Origin of the sequence: Enterobacter sp. BIDMC92, from assembly GCF_001030225.1 — a bacterium.
Taxonomy (GTDB): Bacteria; Pseudomonadota; Gammaproteobacteria; order Enterobacterales; family Enterobacteriaceae; genus Enterobacter; species Enterobacter sichuanensis.
In genome coordinates this window covers 3,107,024-3,122,476 of record NZ_KQ087598.1, presented here as the reverse complement: position 1 = coordinate 3,122,476, position 15,453 = coordinate 3,107,024, and the positions used below count along the sequence as shown (strand labels likewise).

Annotated in this window: 15 protein-coding genes; 7 read left to right on the top strand and 8 right to left on the bottom strand. The window is 49.4% G+C overall.

Annotated features, from left to right (window positions below; translation table 11 throughout):
• From SP99_RS14705 to ugd, 6 genes are all read left to right on the top strand, one after another.
• Window positions 1-1,086 (top strand): glycosyltransferase, encoded by a 1,086-nt coding sequence (locus tag SP99_RS14705; protein ID WP_047959042.1) that lies wholly within the window; start codon window positions 1-3, stop codon window positions 1,084-1,086.
• A gap of 5 nt (window positions 1,087-1,091) precedes the next feature.
• On the top strand, window positions 1,092-2,363 hold the full coding sequence (gene wzy / locus SP99_RS14700; protein WP_047959041.1) for an oligosaccharide repeat unit polymerase: 1,272 nt from the start codon (window positions 1,092-1,094) through the stop codon (window positions 2,361-2,363).
• A 4-nt stretch (window positions 2,364-2,367) separates the two neighbouring features.
• Entirely contained in the window at window positions 2,368-3,180 is an 813-nt protein-coding gene (locus SP99_RS14695; RefSeq protein ID WP_047959040.1) for a glycosyltransferase, read from the top strand.
• Between the two features lie 35 nt (window positions 3,181-3,215).
• The gene (locus SP99_RS14690) at window positions 3,216-4,097 is read left to right on the top strand and encodes a glycosyltransferase family 2 protein (RefSeq protein ID WP_047959039.1); all 882 of its coding nucleotides are present in this window, start codon (window positions 3,216-3,218) and stop codon (window positions 4,095-4,097) included.
• 136 nt (window positions 4,098-4,233) lie between these two features.
• Window positions 4,234-5,640, top strand: a complete 1,407-nt coding sequence (gndA, locus tag SP99_RS14685; protein ID WP_025759323.1) for an NADP-dependent phosphogluconate dehydrogenase — start codon at window positions 4,234-4,236, stop codon at window positions 5,638-5,640.
• 253 nt (window positions 5,641-5,893) lie between these two features.
• Window positions 5,894-7,060 (top strand): UDP-glucose 6-dehydrogenase, encoded by a 1,167-nt coding sequence (gene ugd / locus SP99_RS14680; protein ID WP_047959038.1) that lies wholly within the window; start codon window positions 5,894-5,896, stop codon window positions 7,058-7,060.
• 51 nt (window positions 7,061-7,111) lie between these two features.
• On the opposite strand, the gene SP99_RS14675 is transcribed toward ugd, so the two are convergent.
• Window positions 7,112-8,116, bottom strand: coding sequence for an NAD-dependent epimerase (locus SP99_RS14675; RefSeq protein WP_047959037.1), 1,005 nt, complete (start codon window positions 8,114-8,116; stop codon window positions 7,112-7,114).
• A gap of 193 nt (window positions 8,117-8,309) precedes the next feature.
• On the opposite strand from SP99_RS14675, the gene wzzB reads away from it, so the two are divergent.
• Complete coding sequence (gene wzzB, locus SP99_RS14670; protein ID WP_047959036.1) at window positions 8,310-9,281, top strand: LPS O-antigen chain length determinant protein WzzB; 972 nt, start codon at window positions 8,310-8,312, stop codon at window positions 9,279-9,281.
• Window positions 9,282-9,334: 53 nt separating this feature from the next.
• Here wzzB and hisIE read toward each other — a convergent pair whose 3' ends face one another.
• Genes hisIE through hisD form a run of 7 tightly spaced genes read right to left on the bottom strand, consistent with a single transcriptional unit; the run spans window position 9,335 to window position 15,451 of the window.
• Complete coding sequence (hisIE, locus tag SP99_RS14665; RefSeq protein ID WP_047959035.1) at window positions 9,335-9,946, bottom strand: bifunctional phosphoribosyl-AMP cyclohydrolase/phosphoribosyl-ATP diphosphatase HisIE; 612 nt, start codon at window positions 9,944-9,946, stop codon at window positions 9,335-9,337.
• A complete protein-coding gene (gene hisF, locus SP99_RS14660; protein WP_023330862.1) occupies window positions 9,940-10,716 on the bottom strand; it encodes an imidazole glycerol phosphate synthase subunit HisF in 777 nt (258 codons plus the stop codon). The genes hisIE and hisF overlap by 7 nt, the downstream gene beginning before the upstream one ends.
• Complete coding sequence (gene hisA / locus SP99_RS14655) at window positions 10,698-11,435, bottom strand: 1-(5-phosphoribosyl)-5-[(5-phosphoribosylamino)methylideneamino]imidazole-4-carboxamide isomerase (RefSeq protein ID WP_047959034.1); 738 nt, start codon at window positions 11,433-11,435, stop codon at window positions 10,698-10,700. Before hisA ends, hisF begins: the two co-directional genes overlap by 19 nt.
• Window positions 11,435-12,025, bottom strand: coding sequence for an imidazole glycerol phosphate synthase subunit HisH (hisH, locus tag SP99_RS14650; protein ID WP_047959033.1), 591 nt, complete (start codon window positions 12,023-12,025; stop codon window positions 11,435-11,437). Before hisH ends, hisA begins: the two co-directional genes overlap by 1 nt.
• On the bottom strand, window positions 12,025-13,092 hold the full coding sequence (gene hisB, locus SP99_RS14645) for a bifunctional histidinol-phosphatase/imidazoleglycerol-phosphate dehydratase HisB (protein ID WP_047959032.1): 1,068 nt from the start codon (window positions 13,090-13,092) through the stop codon (window positions 12,025-12,027). Before hisB ends, hisH begins: the two co-directional genes overlap by 1 nt.
• A complete protein-coding gene (gene hisC / locus SP99_RS14640) occupies window positions 13,089-14,150 on the bottom strand; it encodes a histidinol-phosphate transaminase (protein ID WP_025759309.1) in 1,062 nt (353 codons plus the stop codon). Before hisC ends, hisB begins: the two co-directional genes overlap by 4 nt.
• Complete coding sequence (gene hisD / locus SP99_RS14635) at window positions 14,147-15,451, bottom strand: histidinol dehydrogenase (RefSeq protein WP_025759308.1); 1,305 nt, start codon at window positions 15,449-15,451, stop codon at window positions 14,147-14,149. Before hisD ends, hisC begins: the two co-directional genes overlap by 4 nt.
• Window positions 15,452-15,453: the final 2 nt, after the last annotated feature.

The following is a 15,453-nucleotide window of genomic DNA, read 5'->3' as shown; positions in this document are numbered from 1 at the left end:
ATGAAAAAAATATGTTTTTATCTGACTGATGCTTCTGACGAAGGTGGTATTCAACGAGTTATCACTGAATTATCCAACTATTTCGTAGAAGACCATGAAGTATGGATTGTAAGTGTTTTTTATAAAGATGATCAGGATATAAAATCATTGCCTTATGCACTTAATGATAAAGTTAAATTTAAGGCGTTTATAAACAAGAATGAAACAAAAAACAAATTACTGAAAAAAGTAAATACTTTTTTAGCAATTTATAGCCTTTATCTTTTTATGAAAAAAGAGAAGTTTGATATATTTATTGCTAATGGTATGGAAAGTGTAATATGGTCTTTTTTGCCGGTCTATTTCAACAGAATCAAATACATTTGCTGCGATCACACCAGTTTCGATAGAAAACCTCTTTGGGCACGCTTAGGTAGAAGTCTATCAAGATTGTTTGCTGATGCAATTGTCGTTTTAACCTCTACTGATGCTCGAGCTTGGAATAATACAAAAGTAAATATAATCCCTAATCCATCTCCATACTCAGAAGAGATCACAACTTGTCCTTATAATGAACGGCGTCAGCGAATCATTGCTGTCGGAAGGTTAGTGCAAGTTAAGGGGTTCGATAGACTTTTAGATATCTGGGAAAAATTTGTTAAGAAAAATCCTCATACCCCTTTTTCTCTTGAAATTATTGGAAATGGACCACTTAAAGATACTTTAAATACCAGGATTACTAATACACAATTAAAAAATGTCACAATATCAGATTTTACATCTGACATTAGTACTATTTATAATGATAGCCAACTTATATTAATGACATCTTACCATGAAGGGCTGGCTATGGTTCTCATTGAAGCCCAAGCGTTTGGAATTCCTGCTTTGGCATATGATGTTAGTGGCCCCGCTGAAGTCATCGTGGATGGTCAGACTGGCTATTTAGTTAATGATGGAGATGAAGAACAGTTTATCAGTAAATTGTCTCTACTTTTAGATAATGAATCACTAAGGGAAGATATGTCTGATAAATGTTCAGAATATTTAAATCGCTTCAAAATTGAAATGATTGCTGAAAAATGGAAACGCTTATTTGAGGCTTAACCAATATGTTTTATCATGAGCAAGAACGAGCCTCATTAATCAGAAGGTATTTTTTGACGATCTATCTTTTTTTTAATGTTGTTTGTGGGTTTTATTTTATTTATGATGGTAATTTAGGTGGTGATTTCCAGGGGGAGTATCCAACCGAACCTGCTTTAATGATTATCGCCATATTACTAGTTTTTGTCATTTTCTACATGATCCAGTCCCTCATTTTTCCTTTTTTTGAAAGGGTAAGAGTGAGAGAAATATCATATTGCAAAAATAAAACATTGGACTACTTTGTTGTTCTACTGCTGTGTTTATCTATACATGCAGCGATAAACTTAAATGTCGGGATCTCAGGATTAAAACTTGATGAACCTGATGGAAGTTCAAAAATTTATTTTTTCCTAATTTCAATATTTCAACCAGTGAATTTTGCACTGATCTATCTGTTCTATCGAGTAATCGGTTCCAGACTAAATAAGGTAGTTTTGTTAAACGTCTTATTATATGTTGTGTATGTTATTGTTAGCGCTCAAACAATTAATATTTTAACATTATTTGCATTGTTTATAATCTCGCTCCAGTTAAAAAACATTAGAGTGACAGCGAAAAAATTATTCACATTAACTGCCCTCGGATTGTTGATCTACCCAATTATTCGATTTTTAAAATATGCAATTGTAAGTAGCGGAAGACAAAACGTTGCCTTAGTAAGTACTTTCCAAAATAATCTTGGTGATGGTGCGACGGCGATGTATTTTGATTTCTTCTTTAAAAGTATTGAACGCTTTCAAATGGTTGCCAATATTCAATTTATTATGGAACAGTGGGATTCTTTAACTTACTCTTACAGCAGTGCTGTTAATGGTGGTTATAGTTTTCTCTCTTCATATTGGTTTATCGATGCGGTGCTTAGACGTGTTTTTGGAGAGAATCTATTTGCCGGTGGGTTATCCCCCCAAGATTTTATGGCTACTGCTATAAATGGGCAAGACACCTGGTCTTCACATATTAGTTTTCTGGGATATATACCTTTCTTTGGGTTTTATAGTGTTCTTGTATACACATTAATGCTCGTTTTTGTTTTCTTAAGTATTTTCCTTTCCCGAAAATTGATGGCAAATCGTTATTTCTTAACATTGACATGGTTAATGTGTCTATTTTTGGTGTGCCATGGCTGGTTTATACCATTTATAAATTATATCCAATCTTTATTAGTTTTTATTTTCGTCATTATGACATTGCAAGTTTTTAATGTGGGACGAAAACAGATACAACCTATCAGGTAATAGAATGGCCGGTAAACTTGCAGTAATTATGTCTATTTATAAATCTGATGACCCGGAAGCATTAAGAGTGGCATTAGATAGTCTGATTAATCAGACCTATCCATGCGATATTTTTGTTTATCAGGATGGTGAAATACCTTTAGCATTGACGAGTGTTATACAAGATTATGTTGATAATCGTCAGATCAAATTAACATCCTGTCTCGTTAACAAAGGTCTTGCACATGGGCTTAATACGCTTATTAACGAGGTTTTGCAGGGCGATTATATTTATATTGCCAGGATGGATAGTGATGATATTTCTCGTCCAGAGAGAATGTCTGAACAAGTCTCGTATCTGGAGAAAAATCCGCAGATCGATATATGTGGAACTTTTTGTCAGGAGTTTGGGAGTACTTACGCTTTAACTGAGAAACGTCTGCCTAAGGCCCATGAAGATCTGGTGAAATTCAGTATTGCCAGGTGTCCTTTCATTCACCCTACAGTTATGTTTCGCCGCCGCGTGTTCGAAAATGGCCACCGCTATCCAACTCATACCACTTACACCGAAGATATGGCACTGTGGTTTGCATTAATCGACGCTGGCTTTAAACTTGGTAACGTAGACAAAGTTTTGCTGGATTACAGATTAACTGAAGATACAATTCTTCGACGTCGCGGTTTCAAAAAATCAATCAGTGAAGTTAAGTTGCGTGTTAAATATATGATGCTTTTGAAAATGCTCACATTGAAAAATGTTATGTTGATAACATCCAGGGTCATTTTCCATTTATTGCCAGTTTCATTTATGCGATTTATGTATCGTAATATGCGCTAACCCTACTACTTTATTGCTGTAAATGAGGAAGGCTAATGTTTTCAGTAGTCATTACAACAAAAAACAGATTGGATTTTTTACGAAGAGCAGTTGAAAGCATTGTCAAATCATCATTGCTGCCAAACGAGATTATTATTGTCAATGATGGCGGGGAAAAACCAGAACTGACCGATATTTCTTTTGGTAAGATTAATGTGGTCATAGAGAATAATCCTTCGAGTTTAGGAGCGAATTATTCCCGTAATCGTGGTATTGAACTGACTTCAACGGAAAATATCTTTCTTCTGGATGACGATGATGCCGTGGAGGTTGATTCATTTCAAAATCGATTGGATATTTTGTTAGCGGATGATGAGGTTGGTCTTGTTTTTACTGGGATAAAAATTGTCCTGAGCACCGAGCTCAATAGGGTTCGCAGAACAGTCTATCCGCGTGAATATTCTGACTTTACTGAGGCTTTATTTACCAAAGGTAATGTTATCGGCTCTACATCACGTGTTTTACTACGCAAGAAATTTTTTACTGCTGCAGGTAAATTTGATGAGGCATTATCCTGTATGCAGGATTATGATCTCTGGATAAGAATGTCGCAACTTTGTAAGATTCAGCATGACAGCAGCGCAACTGTTATTTACACAGTGCATAGCAATAAAAACCAAATTAGCTCCAATTTCAGGAAATATCTTGAAACGGGGCAGATTTTGCTGAATAAGTACAGCAGCTTAATAAATAATGATGCGCGCAGACATTTTATGGCGAATCTCTATTTTCGCGTTGCGTTATCTTCCGCATCAACCTCTTTTGTGCATCGTATGCGCTATGCTTTTCTCTCGCTGGCTTCAGTATTTTCACTAAAAGGGCTCATATTGCTATTGACTCCTTATAGTATATTAAAAAGAACATATCTATTTGCTTAATGACTACGGCGTATTGAATGATTATCTTCTATCAATGACACCTTCCACTACACATTGGCCAGTAACCTGAGTTAACATTGATCAAACATTCAAGCCGCGCATAAGTCGCGGTGACCACACCTGACAGGAGTATGTAATGTCCAAGCAACAGATCGGCGTTGTCGGTATGGCAGTGATGGGGCGCAACCTGGCGCTCAACATCGAAAGCCGTGGTTATACCGTCTCCGTTTTCAACCGCTCCCGTGATAAGACCGAAGAAGTCATCGCTGAGAACCCAGGTAAGAAACTGGTTCCTTTCTATACGGTTAAAGAGTTTGTTGAGTCCCTGGAAACGCCTCGTCGTATCCTGTTAATGGTGAAAGCGGGTGCAGGTACCGATGCTGCTATCGACTCCCTGAAACCTTACCTGGACAAAGGCGACATCATTATTGATGGCGGTAACACCTTCTTCCAGGACACCATCCGTCGTAACCGTGAACTGTCTGCCGAGGGCTTCAACTTCATCGGTACCGGTGTTTCCGGTGGTGAAGAGGGTGCGCTGAAAGGCCCATCCATCATGCCTGGTGGCCAGAAAGAAGCGTACGAGCTGGTCGCACCTATCCTGACTAAAATCGCCGCTGTCGCGGAAGATGGCGAGCCGTGTGTGACCTATATCGGCGCAGACGGTGCAGGCCATTACGTGAAGATGGTTCACAACGGTATCGAATACGGCGACATGCAGCTGATCGCTGAAGCGTATTCGCTGCTGAAAGGCGGCCTGAACCTCTCCAACGAAGAACTTGCCGAGACCTTCAGCGAGTGGAACAAAGGCGAGCTGAACAGCTACCTGATCGACATCACCAAAGATATCTTCACCAAGAAAGATGAAGAAGGTAAATACCTGGTTGATGTGATTCTGGATGAAGCAGCAAACAAAGGTACCGGTAAATGGACCAGCCAGAGCTCTCTGGATCTGGGTGAACCGCTGTCTCTGATCACCGAATCCGTATTCGCGCGTTATATCTCTTCTCTGAAAGAGCAGCGTGTGGCGGCATCCAAAGTGCTGTCTGGCCCGCAGGCCAAACCAGCCGGCGACAAAGCTGAGTTCGTTGAGAAAGTGCGTCGCGCACTGTACCTGGGCAAAATCGTTTCTTACGCACAGGGCTTCTCTCAGCTGCGTGCGGCATCAGACGAAAACAACTGGGATCTGAACTACGGCGAAATCGCGAAGATTTTCCGTGCGGGCTGCATCATTCGTGCGCAGTTCCTGCAGAAAATCACTGATGCCTATGCGGAAAACGCAGGTATCGCGAACCTGCTGCTGGCACCATACTTCAAGAAAATTGCAGACGAATACCAGCAGGCGCTGCGTGACGTGGTTGCTTACGCTGTACAGAACGGTATTCCGGTTCCAACCTTCTCCGCTGCAGTGGCCTATTACGACAGCTACCGTGCTGCCGTTCTGCCTGCCAACCTGATTCAGGCTCAGCGTGACTACTTCGGTGCGCATACCTACAAACGCACTGATAAAGAAGGTGTGTTCCACACCGAATGGCTGGATTAATCTGATTTAACGTCGTCAGAAAGCAGGGCCCGGTGAATCTCACCGGGCTTTTTTTATCGCGCTTTTGCCCATGTGGACTCGCTTTGCCGGACAAGAGCCTTTTAATCCCTTCTAAACCACTGCATTTTCTCAATTCCCTGGCCGGGCGTTTGCCTTGACAGCCGCTCAACATAAGAGGTAAAAACCTCAACAGTTGTTTATTGCGGTGGTGTACTGACGCCTCCTGAAACTCAAACTTGAAGAAGTTGAACGAATGAAAATAACCATCTCCGGAACAGGCTATGTCGGTCTCTCAAACGGCATACTGATTGCTCAAAACCACGAAGTGGTTGCGCTGGATATCGTGCAGGCCAAAGTGGACATGCTTAACCAGAAGAAGTCCCCGATCGTCGATAAAGAGATCCAGGAGTATCTGGCGAACAAGCCGCTGAATTTCCGTGCAACCACCGATAAAGAAGACGCCTATCGTGATGCGGATTTCGTTATCATCGCGACACCAACGGACTACGATCCAAAAACCAACTACTTCAACACCTCTACGGTGGAAGCGGTGATCAAAGACGTTATCGCGATTAATCCAAAAGCGGTGATGGTTATTAAATCGACTATTCCGGTAGGTTTCACAAAATCTGTTAAAGAGAAGTTCGGTATTGATAATATCTTCTTCTCGCCAGAGTTCCTGCGTGAGGGAAGGGCGCTGTACGATAACCTGCATCCTTCTCGTATCGTTATTGGCGAGCGTTCAGCGCGCGCAGAGCGTTTTGCCGCACTGCTTCAGGAAGGTGCCGTTAAGAAGGATATTCCGGTACTGTTCACCGACTCCACTGAAGCAGAAGCGATTAAGCTCTTTGCCAACACCTACCTTGCCATGCGCGTTGCCTACTTTAACGAGCTGGACAGCTACGCAGAAAGCCTTGGTCTGAACAGCCGTCAGATTATTGAAGGCGTTTGTCTCGATCCGCGTATCGGTAACCACTATAACAACCCGTCATTTGGCTATGGCGGTTATTGCCTGCCAAAAGACACGAAGCAATTGCTGGCCAACTATCAGGCTGTACCGAACAACCTGATTTCGGCGATCGTTGACGCTAACCGTACGCGTAAAGATTTCATCTCAGATTCTATTCTTGCGCGTCAGCCTAAAGTCGTCGGCGTGTATCGTCTGATCATGAAGAGCGGTTCCGATAACTTCCGTGCCTCTTCTATTCAGGGCATCATGAAGCGTATTAAGGCGAAAGGGGTTCAGGTTATTATTTATGAACCAGCGATGCAGGAAGATGAGTTCTTCCACTCCCGCGTGATTCGCGATCTGGATGCATTCAAGCAGGAAGCGGACGTGATCATTTCTAACCGCATGGCGGAAGAGCTGGCGGACGTGGCGGATAAAGTCTATACCCGTGATCTGTTCGGAAGCGATTGATAGCTTCTAACGCGCAAATAACACCCGGCCATGTTGCCGGGTTTTTTATTTTCAGACCTTGTAGAAAGCGCGATACCAGTCGACAAAGCTTTTCACCCCGTCTTTGACTGAGGTCTGCGGTTTAAAGCCAATAACGTCATATAACGCTTTCGTGTCCGCGCTGGTTTCCAGCACGTCACCCGGTTGAATCGGCATCATGTTTTTCTCTGCTTCTTTGCCGAGTGCTTCTTCCAGCGCCGTAATGTAATCCATGAGCTCGACCGGAGAGCTGTTACCAATGTTGTAAACGCGATAAGGCGCGGAGCTGGTTGCCGGGGAACCGGTCTCGACGGTCCAGTCTGCATCGGCCTGTGGAATAACATCCTGCAGACGAATAATGGCTTCAGCGATGTCGTCAATGTAAGTGAAGTCACGCTTCATCTTACCGTAGTTGTAAACATCGATGCTTTTGCCTTCAATCATCGCTTTGGTGAACTTAAACAGCGCCATATCCGGACGGCCCCACGGGCCATATACGGTAAAGAAACGCAGACCTGTAGTCGGCAGGTTATACAGATGGGAATAGGTATGCGACATCAGCTCATTGGCTTTTTTGGTCGCCGCGTACAGTGACACCGGGTGGTCTACGGAGTCGTCAGTGGAGAACGGCATCTTGCGGTTCAGACCATAAACGGAGCTTGATGAGGCATACAGCAGGTGCTGTACCTTGTTATGACGACACCCTTCCAGCACGTTGAGGTGACCCACCAGGTTGGCGTCCGCATAGGCGTGTGGGTTTTCAAGAGAATAACGAACCCCTGCCTGTGCAGCCAGATGGATAACGCGATCAAACTTCTCGCTGGCAAATAGCGTCGCCATCCCTTCACGATCGGCTAACTCCATCTTATGGAAGGAGAAATTCCTGGATTTGAGCAAGTCCAGACGTGCCAGCTTAAGGTTCACATCATAGTAGTCATTGAGATTATCAATCCCGACGACCTGGTGTCCGGCGTCCAGTAAGCGTTTGCTGACATGAGAACCGATAAACCCTGCCGCGCCCGTAACCAAAAATTTCATATCTTCCCTCATTACTTTTTGTAACTTGTCGATGCCTGAGGCATCAGAATTGCTATATGATAGCGCGTTGACCGCGAGTTAGATAACCCATCTTTCCGATATAACTCATCGGATTCTGATAGAAAAATCGCTGGCAACAGATACACTATGTGAACATGTTTGTTTTTGCCCTTTTTCATCTGTTAGGGATTGTATGACGCAATACAACAATACGCCGGCTGATAGCAGCAATGTCCCGGAGCAATTTGATTTAATAGATTTAATGCTACAGCTGTGGCGCGGTAAATGGGTAATCGGCGCTTTTATCGCCTTGTCTATCGTTCTCGCAGGCTCTTACCTTTTTGTCGCTAAAGAGAAATGGACCTCTTCAGCCGTCATTGCTCAGCCGGATGCAGCCCAAATAGCAACCTACTCTAGTGCATTGAACATTCTTTATGGTGGAGCGGCACCATCAATTCTTGATGTTCAGATGCGTGCAATAAACCGCTTCAACTCTTCTTTCTCTGCATTATCTCAGGCACTTGAAAACCAGCAAATTCCTGAAAAATTGACTATTGAACCAACAGTGAAAGGTCAACCTTTGCCACTAAGTGTTTCATATACTGGGGAATCTGCAGAAGCCGCGCAAAAACAGTTGGCGCAGTATATCCAGCAGGTAGATGAGCAAACGGCGAAAGAGCTCTCTATTGACCTCAAGGACAACATCAAGCAGCAGATCACAACAATAAACGATTCACTTGAAAACCAGGAGAAGGTTGCTCAGGAGCAAAAAGATCTTCGTATCAAGCAGATCGCAGAGGCGTTAAAAAATGCGGAGGCGGCGAAAATCAACTCACCGCAGATACAGCAAACCCAGGATGTGACCCAGGAAACGATGTTCCTGCTAGGAAGCGAAGCGCTGAAATCGATGATTGATAACGAAGCGTCTCGTCCGCTGGTCTTCTCTCCTGCTTACTATCAGACCAAGCAGAACTTACTGGATATTGAAAAGCTGAACGTGAATCCTGATACGGTGCATGTTTATCGATATGTAATGAAGCCTAATCTCCCCGTCCATCGTGACAGCCCGAAAAAGGGAATAACTCTCTTTCTTGCTGTGCTACTGGGTGGGATCCTCGGGGCTGGCGTTGTTCTAGGACGTAATGCACTTCGCTCCTATAAGTGAAAAGCCTGACGGTCTGTCACATTATAAAAAAACCGGGGAAATTCCCCGGTTTTTTATTTATGCCGCTTACGAAGATTTTCTATCACCGCCGTTAAATCCAGCTCCTGATCCTGCAGCAGCACCAGCAGGTGATACATCAAATCCGACGCTTCATTGGTCAGCTCTTCGCGGTCATGCACCGTGGCGGCCAGCGCGGTTTCAACGCCTTCTTCACCCACCTTCTGCGCAATACGCTTGGTGCCGCTGGCGTACAGCTTCGCGGTATAAGAGCTTTCAGGATCCGCCGTTTTACGCTCAGCCAGTAACTGTTCCAGTTGATACAGGAACAACCACTGGTGGCTTGCCTCACCGAAGCAACTGCTGGTGCCTTTATGGCAGGTCGGACCAATCGGATTGGCCAGTACCAGCAGGGTGTCGTTATCGCAGTCAGGCGTAATGCTGACCACATTCAGGAAATGGCCCGAGGTTTCACCCTTGGTCCACAGACGCTGTTTCGTGCGGGAGTAAAAGGTCACTTTGCCACTGTCGAGAGTTTTTGCCAGCGCGTCCTGGTTCATATACCCCAGCATCAGCACTTCGCCTGAAACCGCATGCTGCACAACCACCGGCAGTAATCCGTCGGTTTTTTCCCAGTCCAGCAGTGCCTGTTGTTGCTCTGTTAACATACCCTGATCTCCACGCCCTGGTCGGCCAGGTACGTTTTTAACTCACCAATATTGATAATCTGCTTGTGGAACACGGAGGCGGCCAGCGCGCCATCCACGTTCGCGTCGCGGAAGGCTTCCAGGAAGTGCTCCATGGTGCCCGCGCCGCCGGAGGCAATCAGCGGTACGTGGCAGACCGCGCGGACTTTTTTCAGTTGCTCAAGGTCATACCCGTTACGCACGCCGTCCTGGTTCATCATGTTCAACACGATTTCGCCCGCGCCGCGCTTCTGCACTTCCTGCACCCAGTCGAGCGTCTCCCACTGCGTCACACGCGTCCGGCTCTCATCGCCGGTATACTGGTTGACGTGATATTTACCCGTAGCGGCGTCATACCAGGTGTCGATTCCCACGACAATACACTGCACGCCAAAGCGATCGGCGAGGCGGGTAATGAGCTCCGGGTCGGCCAGGGCAGGGGAGTTGATGGAGATCTTGTCTGCACCAAACGAGAGAATTTTGGCGGCGTCGTCAGCGGACTTAATCCCGCCCGCCACGCAGAAGGGGATATCAATCACTTCCGCCACGCGCGCGACCCAGCTTTTGTCCACCACGCGGCCATCGCTGGAAGCGGTGATATCGTAAAACACCAGCTCATCTGCGCCTTCATCGGCATAGCGTTTTGCCAGCGGGACGATATCGCCGATGATCTCGTGGTTGCGGAACTGCACGCCTTTTACCACCTGGCCGTCACGTACGTCCAGGCAAGGGATTATCCGTTTTGCCAGCATTGAATCGCCTCCGTCACAGTAAATTTTCCTTCCAGCAGGGCCCGGCCCACAATTACACCCTTTACACCGGTCCCGCGCAGCGCGGCGATATCGGCTAAGTCACCGATGCCGCCAGATGACTGGAACGCCACCTGCGGATAACGGGCGCAGACTTCTTCGTATAACGAAACGTTGGAGCCTGCCAGCGTGCCGTCGCGGGAGATATCCGTGCACAGCACGTGCTTCAGGCCAACGGGCAAATACATCTCGACCAGCGCTTCCAGCGTCACGCCGGAGTTTTCCTGCCAGCCGCTGACCGCCACCTGTTTATTACCCTGTGCATCAATGCGCACGTCCAGCGCCAGTACCAGCGCGTCGGCACCAAAACGACGGAACCAGCCTTTTACGGTCTCAGGATCTTTCACCGCGGTTGAACCGACCACCACGCGCGCCACGCCCGCCTCCAGTAGTGCCGCGACGTCGTCTTCCGTACGTACGCCGCCGCCAACCTGGACGGGCACATCAACACCGGCAACCAGATTTTTCAGCAGGGGGATCTGGCGTTTCGCCGGATCTTTCGCGCCAGTCAAATCCACAAGATGCAGGACCTGCGCACCCTGGGCGGCATACTCCTGCAGGCGCGGCAGCGGGTCGTTCCCGTAGTCACGCTGCTGACCATAATCACCCTGATGGAGACGGACAACCGTGCCGTCAATTAAATCTAAAGCGGGAATAATCATCACATCTCCAGGAAATTTTTCAGCAGCTGCGCGCCCGCTGCGCCAGAGCGCTCCGGGTGAAACTGTACGCCGAAGAAATTGTCTTTCTGCACGGCCGCAGTGAACGCCTCGCCGTAGTTGCACTGGGCGATCGTATTCGCGTTCACCGGCATGGCGTAGCTGTGCACGAAGTAAAAATATGCCCCGTCTTCAATGCCGCGGAACAGGCGATCGCCCGCTTTGGCGTAGACGCGGTTCCAGCCCATGTGCGGCAGAGGCAGGCCGTGGTCGGTCATTTTCGGCACGTCTTCGTCGATAATACCCAGCAGGTCAACGCCGTTACTCTCTTCGCTGCGACGTCCCAGAAGCTGCATGCCTAAGCAAATCCCCAGCACCGGCTGAGTACAGGCCTTGATCAGATCGACCAGCTCGCGCGCGTGGATCTGGTCCATTGCCGCCTGCGCGGTGCCAACCCCCGGAAGGAATAACTTATCGGCGCGCAGCACCACGTCCGGGTCACGGCTCACCACCGGCTCGTAGCCGTGGCGGGTGATGGCCGACTTTACGGAGTTCAGGTTGGCGCATCCGGTATCCAGAATCACCACATTCATTACAGCACTCCTTTCGATGAAGGCAGGGCGTCACCTTCCACGCGGATCGCCTGGCGAAGGGTACGGCCGAAGGCCTTGAAGAGACTCTCTACGCGGTGGTGGTCGTTCTTGCCCTTGGTCTTCAGGTGCAGCGTCAGGCCCATGGTGTAGGACAGTGAGCGGAAGAAGTGCTCCACCATTTCGGTGCTCAGATCGCCCACGCGCTGGTAGTTGAAGTCTGCTTTATATTCCAGGTGCGGACGTCCGGAGATATCCATGGCGCAGCGTGCCAGGCATTCGTCCATCGGCAGAACGAAGCCAAAACGGTTAATACCGCGCTTATCGCCGAGCGCCAGCTTCAGCGCTTCACCCAGCGCCAGGCCGGTATCTTCTACGGTGTGGTGATCGTCAATGTACAGGTCGCCTTTGACCGCGATCTCCATGCGGAAACCGCCGTGGGTGGCAATCTGGTCCAGCATGTGGTCGAAGAAACCGACGCCGGTGTGGATCTTGCTGCCGCCTTCACGGTCCAGCCAGACCTTCACGTCAATCTGCGTCTCTTTGGTGTTGCGCTCAACGTGGGAATAGCGGTCACGTTTGGTCAGTTGCTCGCCAATCATCGCCCAGTTAAGGTTGTTGCGGTCATAACGCAGCCCCGTGATGCCCATGTTTTCCGCCAGCGTGATATCGGTGATGCGATCGCCGATGACGTAGCTGTTGGTTTTATCCAGCACATCTTCCGCCAGATAGCGCTCTACCAGCTTCACTTTTGGCTTACGGCAGTCGCACTCATCGGCTGGCATGTGCGGGCAAATCAGCACCTCATCAAAGACCACGCCCTGAGAGGTGAGCACCTGCATCATCAGATTATGCGGGCCGTCAAAATCCGCCTGCGGGAAGCTGTCGGTACCCAGACCGTCCTGGTTGGTGATCATCACCAGCTTAAAGCCTGCTTTTTGCAGCTTCAGCAGCACCGGGATCACGTCGGGTTCAAAAGCCAGCTTGTCGAAACGATCGACCTGAAAATCGGCTGGTGGCTCCGAAATAAGGGTGCCGTCACGATCGATAAAAAGGATCTTCTGGGTCATACTTTCTCCGCTTTCAGGGCGTCAATCACGCGCTGGCTCTCTGCGCGAGTGCCTACGGTAATGCGCAGGCAACCGCTCAGGGAAGGTTGTTTATTCTGGTCTCGTAAGATAATGCCCTGATCCCATAAAGATTTAAATACGGCGCTGGAAGCGGTGAAGCGCACCAGGATGTAGTTGGTTTCCGAGTCGAAGACCTGCTCCACGCAAGGAATCTCTTTCAGGGCGGTCACCAGATACTGACGCTCCTCCAGGATCTGCGCCACACGTTCGCGCATCGCGTTGATCCCCTGCGGGGTCAGCGCCTGGGCCGCAATGTCGGCAACCGGCGTGGAGAGCGGGTACGGGGCGATCACTTTCAGCAGCAGGTCGATGACTTCTTTATTCGCCAGGGTGAATCCGCAGCGCAGACCCGCGAGGGCGAAGGCTTTCGACAGCGTACGCAGTACCACCAGGTGTGGATACTCTTCCAGCCAGCCTGCCAGCGTCGCCTGCGGGCAGAACTCGATGTAGGCTTCGTCGGCCACCACCAGAGCTTTACCGCGGGTCATCTCCAGCAGGGTACGGATATCCTGCGGGTTAATAATCTGCCCGGTCGGGTTGTTTGGGCTGCAGACAAACACCACTTTTACGCCGTCGAGATTGTCGGCAATGCCCTGCAGATCCAGCTGCCAGTTCTCCAGAGAGAGCACGTTACGGCACGCCACGCCGAAGGTTTCTGCGCTGACGCTGTACATGCCGTAGGTCGGCTGGCAGTACATCACCGCATCTTTACCCGGCTCGCAGAACGCGCGGATCAGCAGTTCAATACCCTCGTCGGCTCCGCGGCTGACCAGCACCTGCTCTGGCTTCACCCCTGCGTACTGCGCGTAGTTCTCAATGACCGCTTTCGGCTGACACTCCGGATAACGGTTAAGCGTCTGCTGCGACAGCTCAAACTGCACCGCGGTCGGGAATTCGTTGGCGTTCAGCCAGACATCCCCTTTGCCCCCCAGACGGCGTGCAGACTGGTAAGGCGTCAGGCGACGGACATTTTCGCGGGCTAATTCTTCAATGTTCATGCTTGCTCCTTCAGGGCTGCAACGCGCAGCGTAACGGCGTTTTTGTGAGCGGTCAGGCGCTCGGCGGCGGCCAGCGTCTCAATGGTGGATGCCAGTGAGGCAAACCCTTCGCGGGAGAGTTCCTGCACGGTCATGCGTTTCTGGAAATCCGCCAGGCCCAGGCTGGAACAGGTTGAGGTATAGCCATACGTCGGCAGAACGTGGTTGGTGCCGGAGGCGTAGTCGCCCGCGGATTCCGGTGACCAGTCGCCGAGGAATACCGAGCCTGCGCTGGTGATGCTGTCGACCAGCTCGCGCGCGTTACGGGTCTGAATAATCAGGTGCTCCGGGCCGTACTGGTTGGAGATGGCAATGCACTGCGCCAGATCGCGCGCCACAATCAGGCGGCTGGCCGCTAACGCCTGGCGTGCCGTATCGGCGCGGGGCAGGTCGGCAAGCTGGCGCTCGACGGCTTCGCCAACGCGCGTGGCCATATCGGCATCCGGAGTCAGGAGGATCACCTGCGAGTCCGGGCCGTGTTCCGCCTGGGAAAGCAGGTCAGACGCCACGAAATCTGGCGTTGCGCCGCTGTCAGCAATCACCAGTACTTCAGACGGGCCGGCAGGCATGTCAATGGCCGCGCCGTCCAGACGCTGGCTGACCTGGCGCTTGGCTTCGGTCACGAAGGCATTACCCGGGCCAAAAATTTTGTCGACCTTCGGAATGGATTCGGTGCCAAACGCCAGAGCAGAAATCGCCTGCGCGCCGCCCACTTTATAAACCGCCTGCACACCGCACAGTTTTGCCGCGTAGAGAATTTCATCGGCAATGGGCGGTGGGGAGCAGAGCACCACTTTCTGGCAACCGGCGATGCGCGCCGGGGTGGCCAGCATCAGGACGGTGGAGAACAGAGGAGCCGAACCGCCGGGAATATAGAGCCCCACAGACGCGACCGGACGGGTTACCTGCTGACAACGCACGCCGGGCAGGGTTTCAACATCCACGGTCTGCAGCTTCTGCGCGGTGTGGAAGGTATCGATGTTTTTCACCGCGACGGCCATCGCCTGCTTAATGTCATCCCCCAGACGATTGCTGGCATCCAGGATTTCCTGCTCGGTTACCCTCAATGCGCCGACGTCCGTCTTATCAAATTTTGCGCTGTATTCACGCAGCGCGTCATCGCCACGGGCTTTGACGTTATCCAGGATCTCCGCCACGGTGCGTGAGATGCTCTCGGAAGCGGAAATCGCCGGGCGCATCAGCAGCTCGCGCTGTTGCGCGTCGCTACAGGTATTCCAGTCGATGATTGTGTTAAAGCTCATGG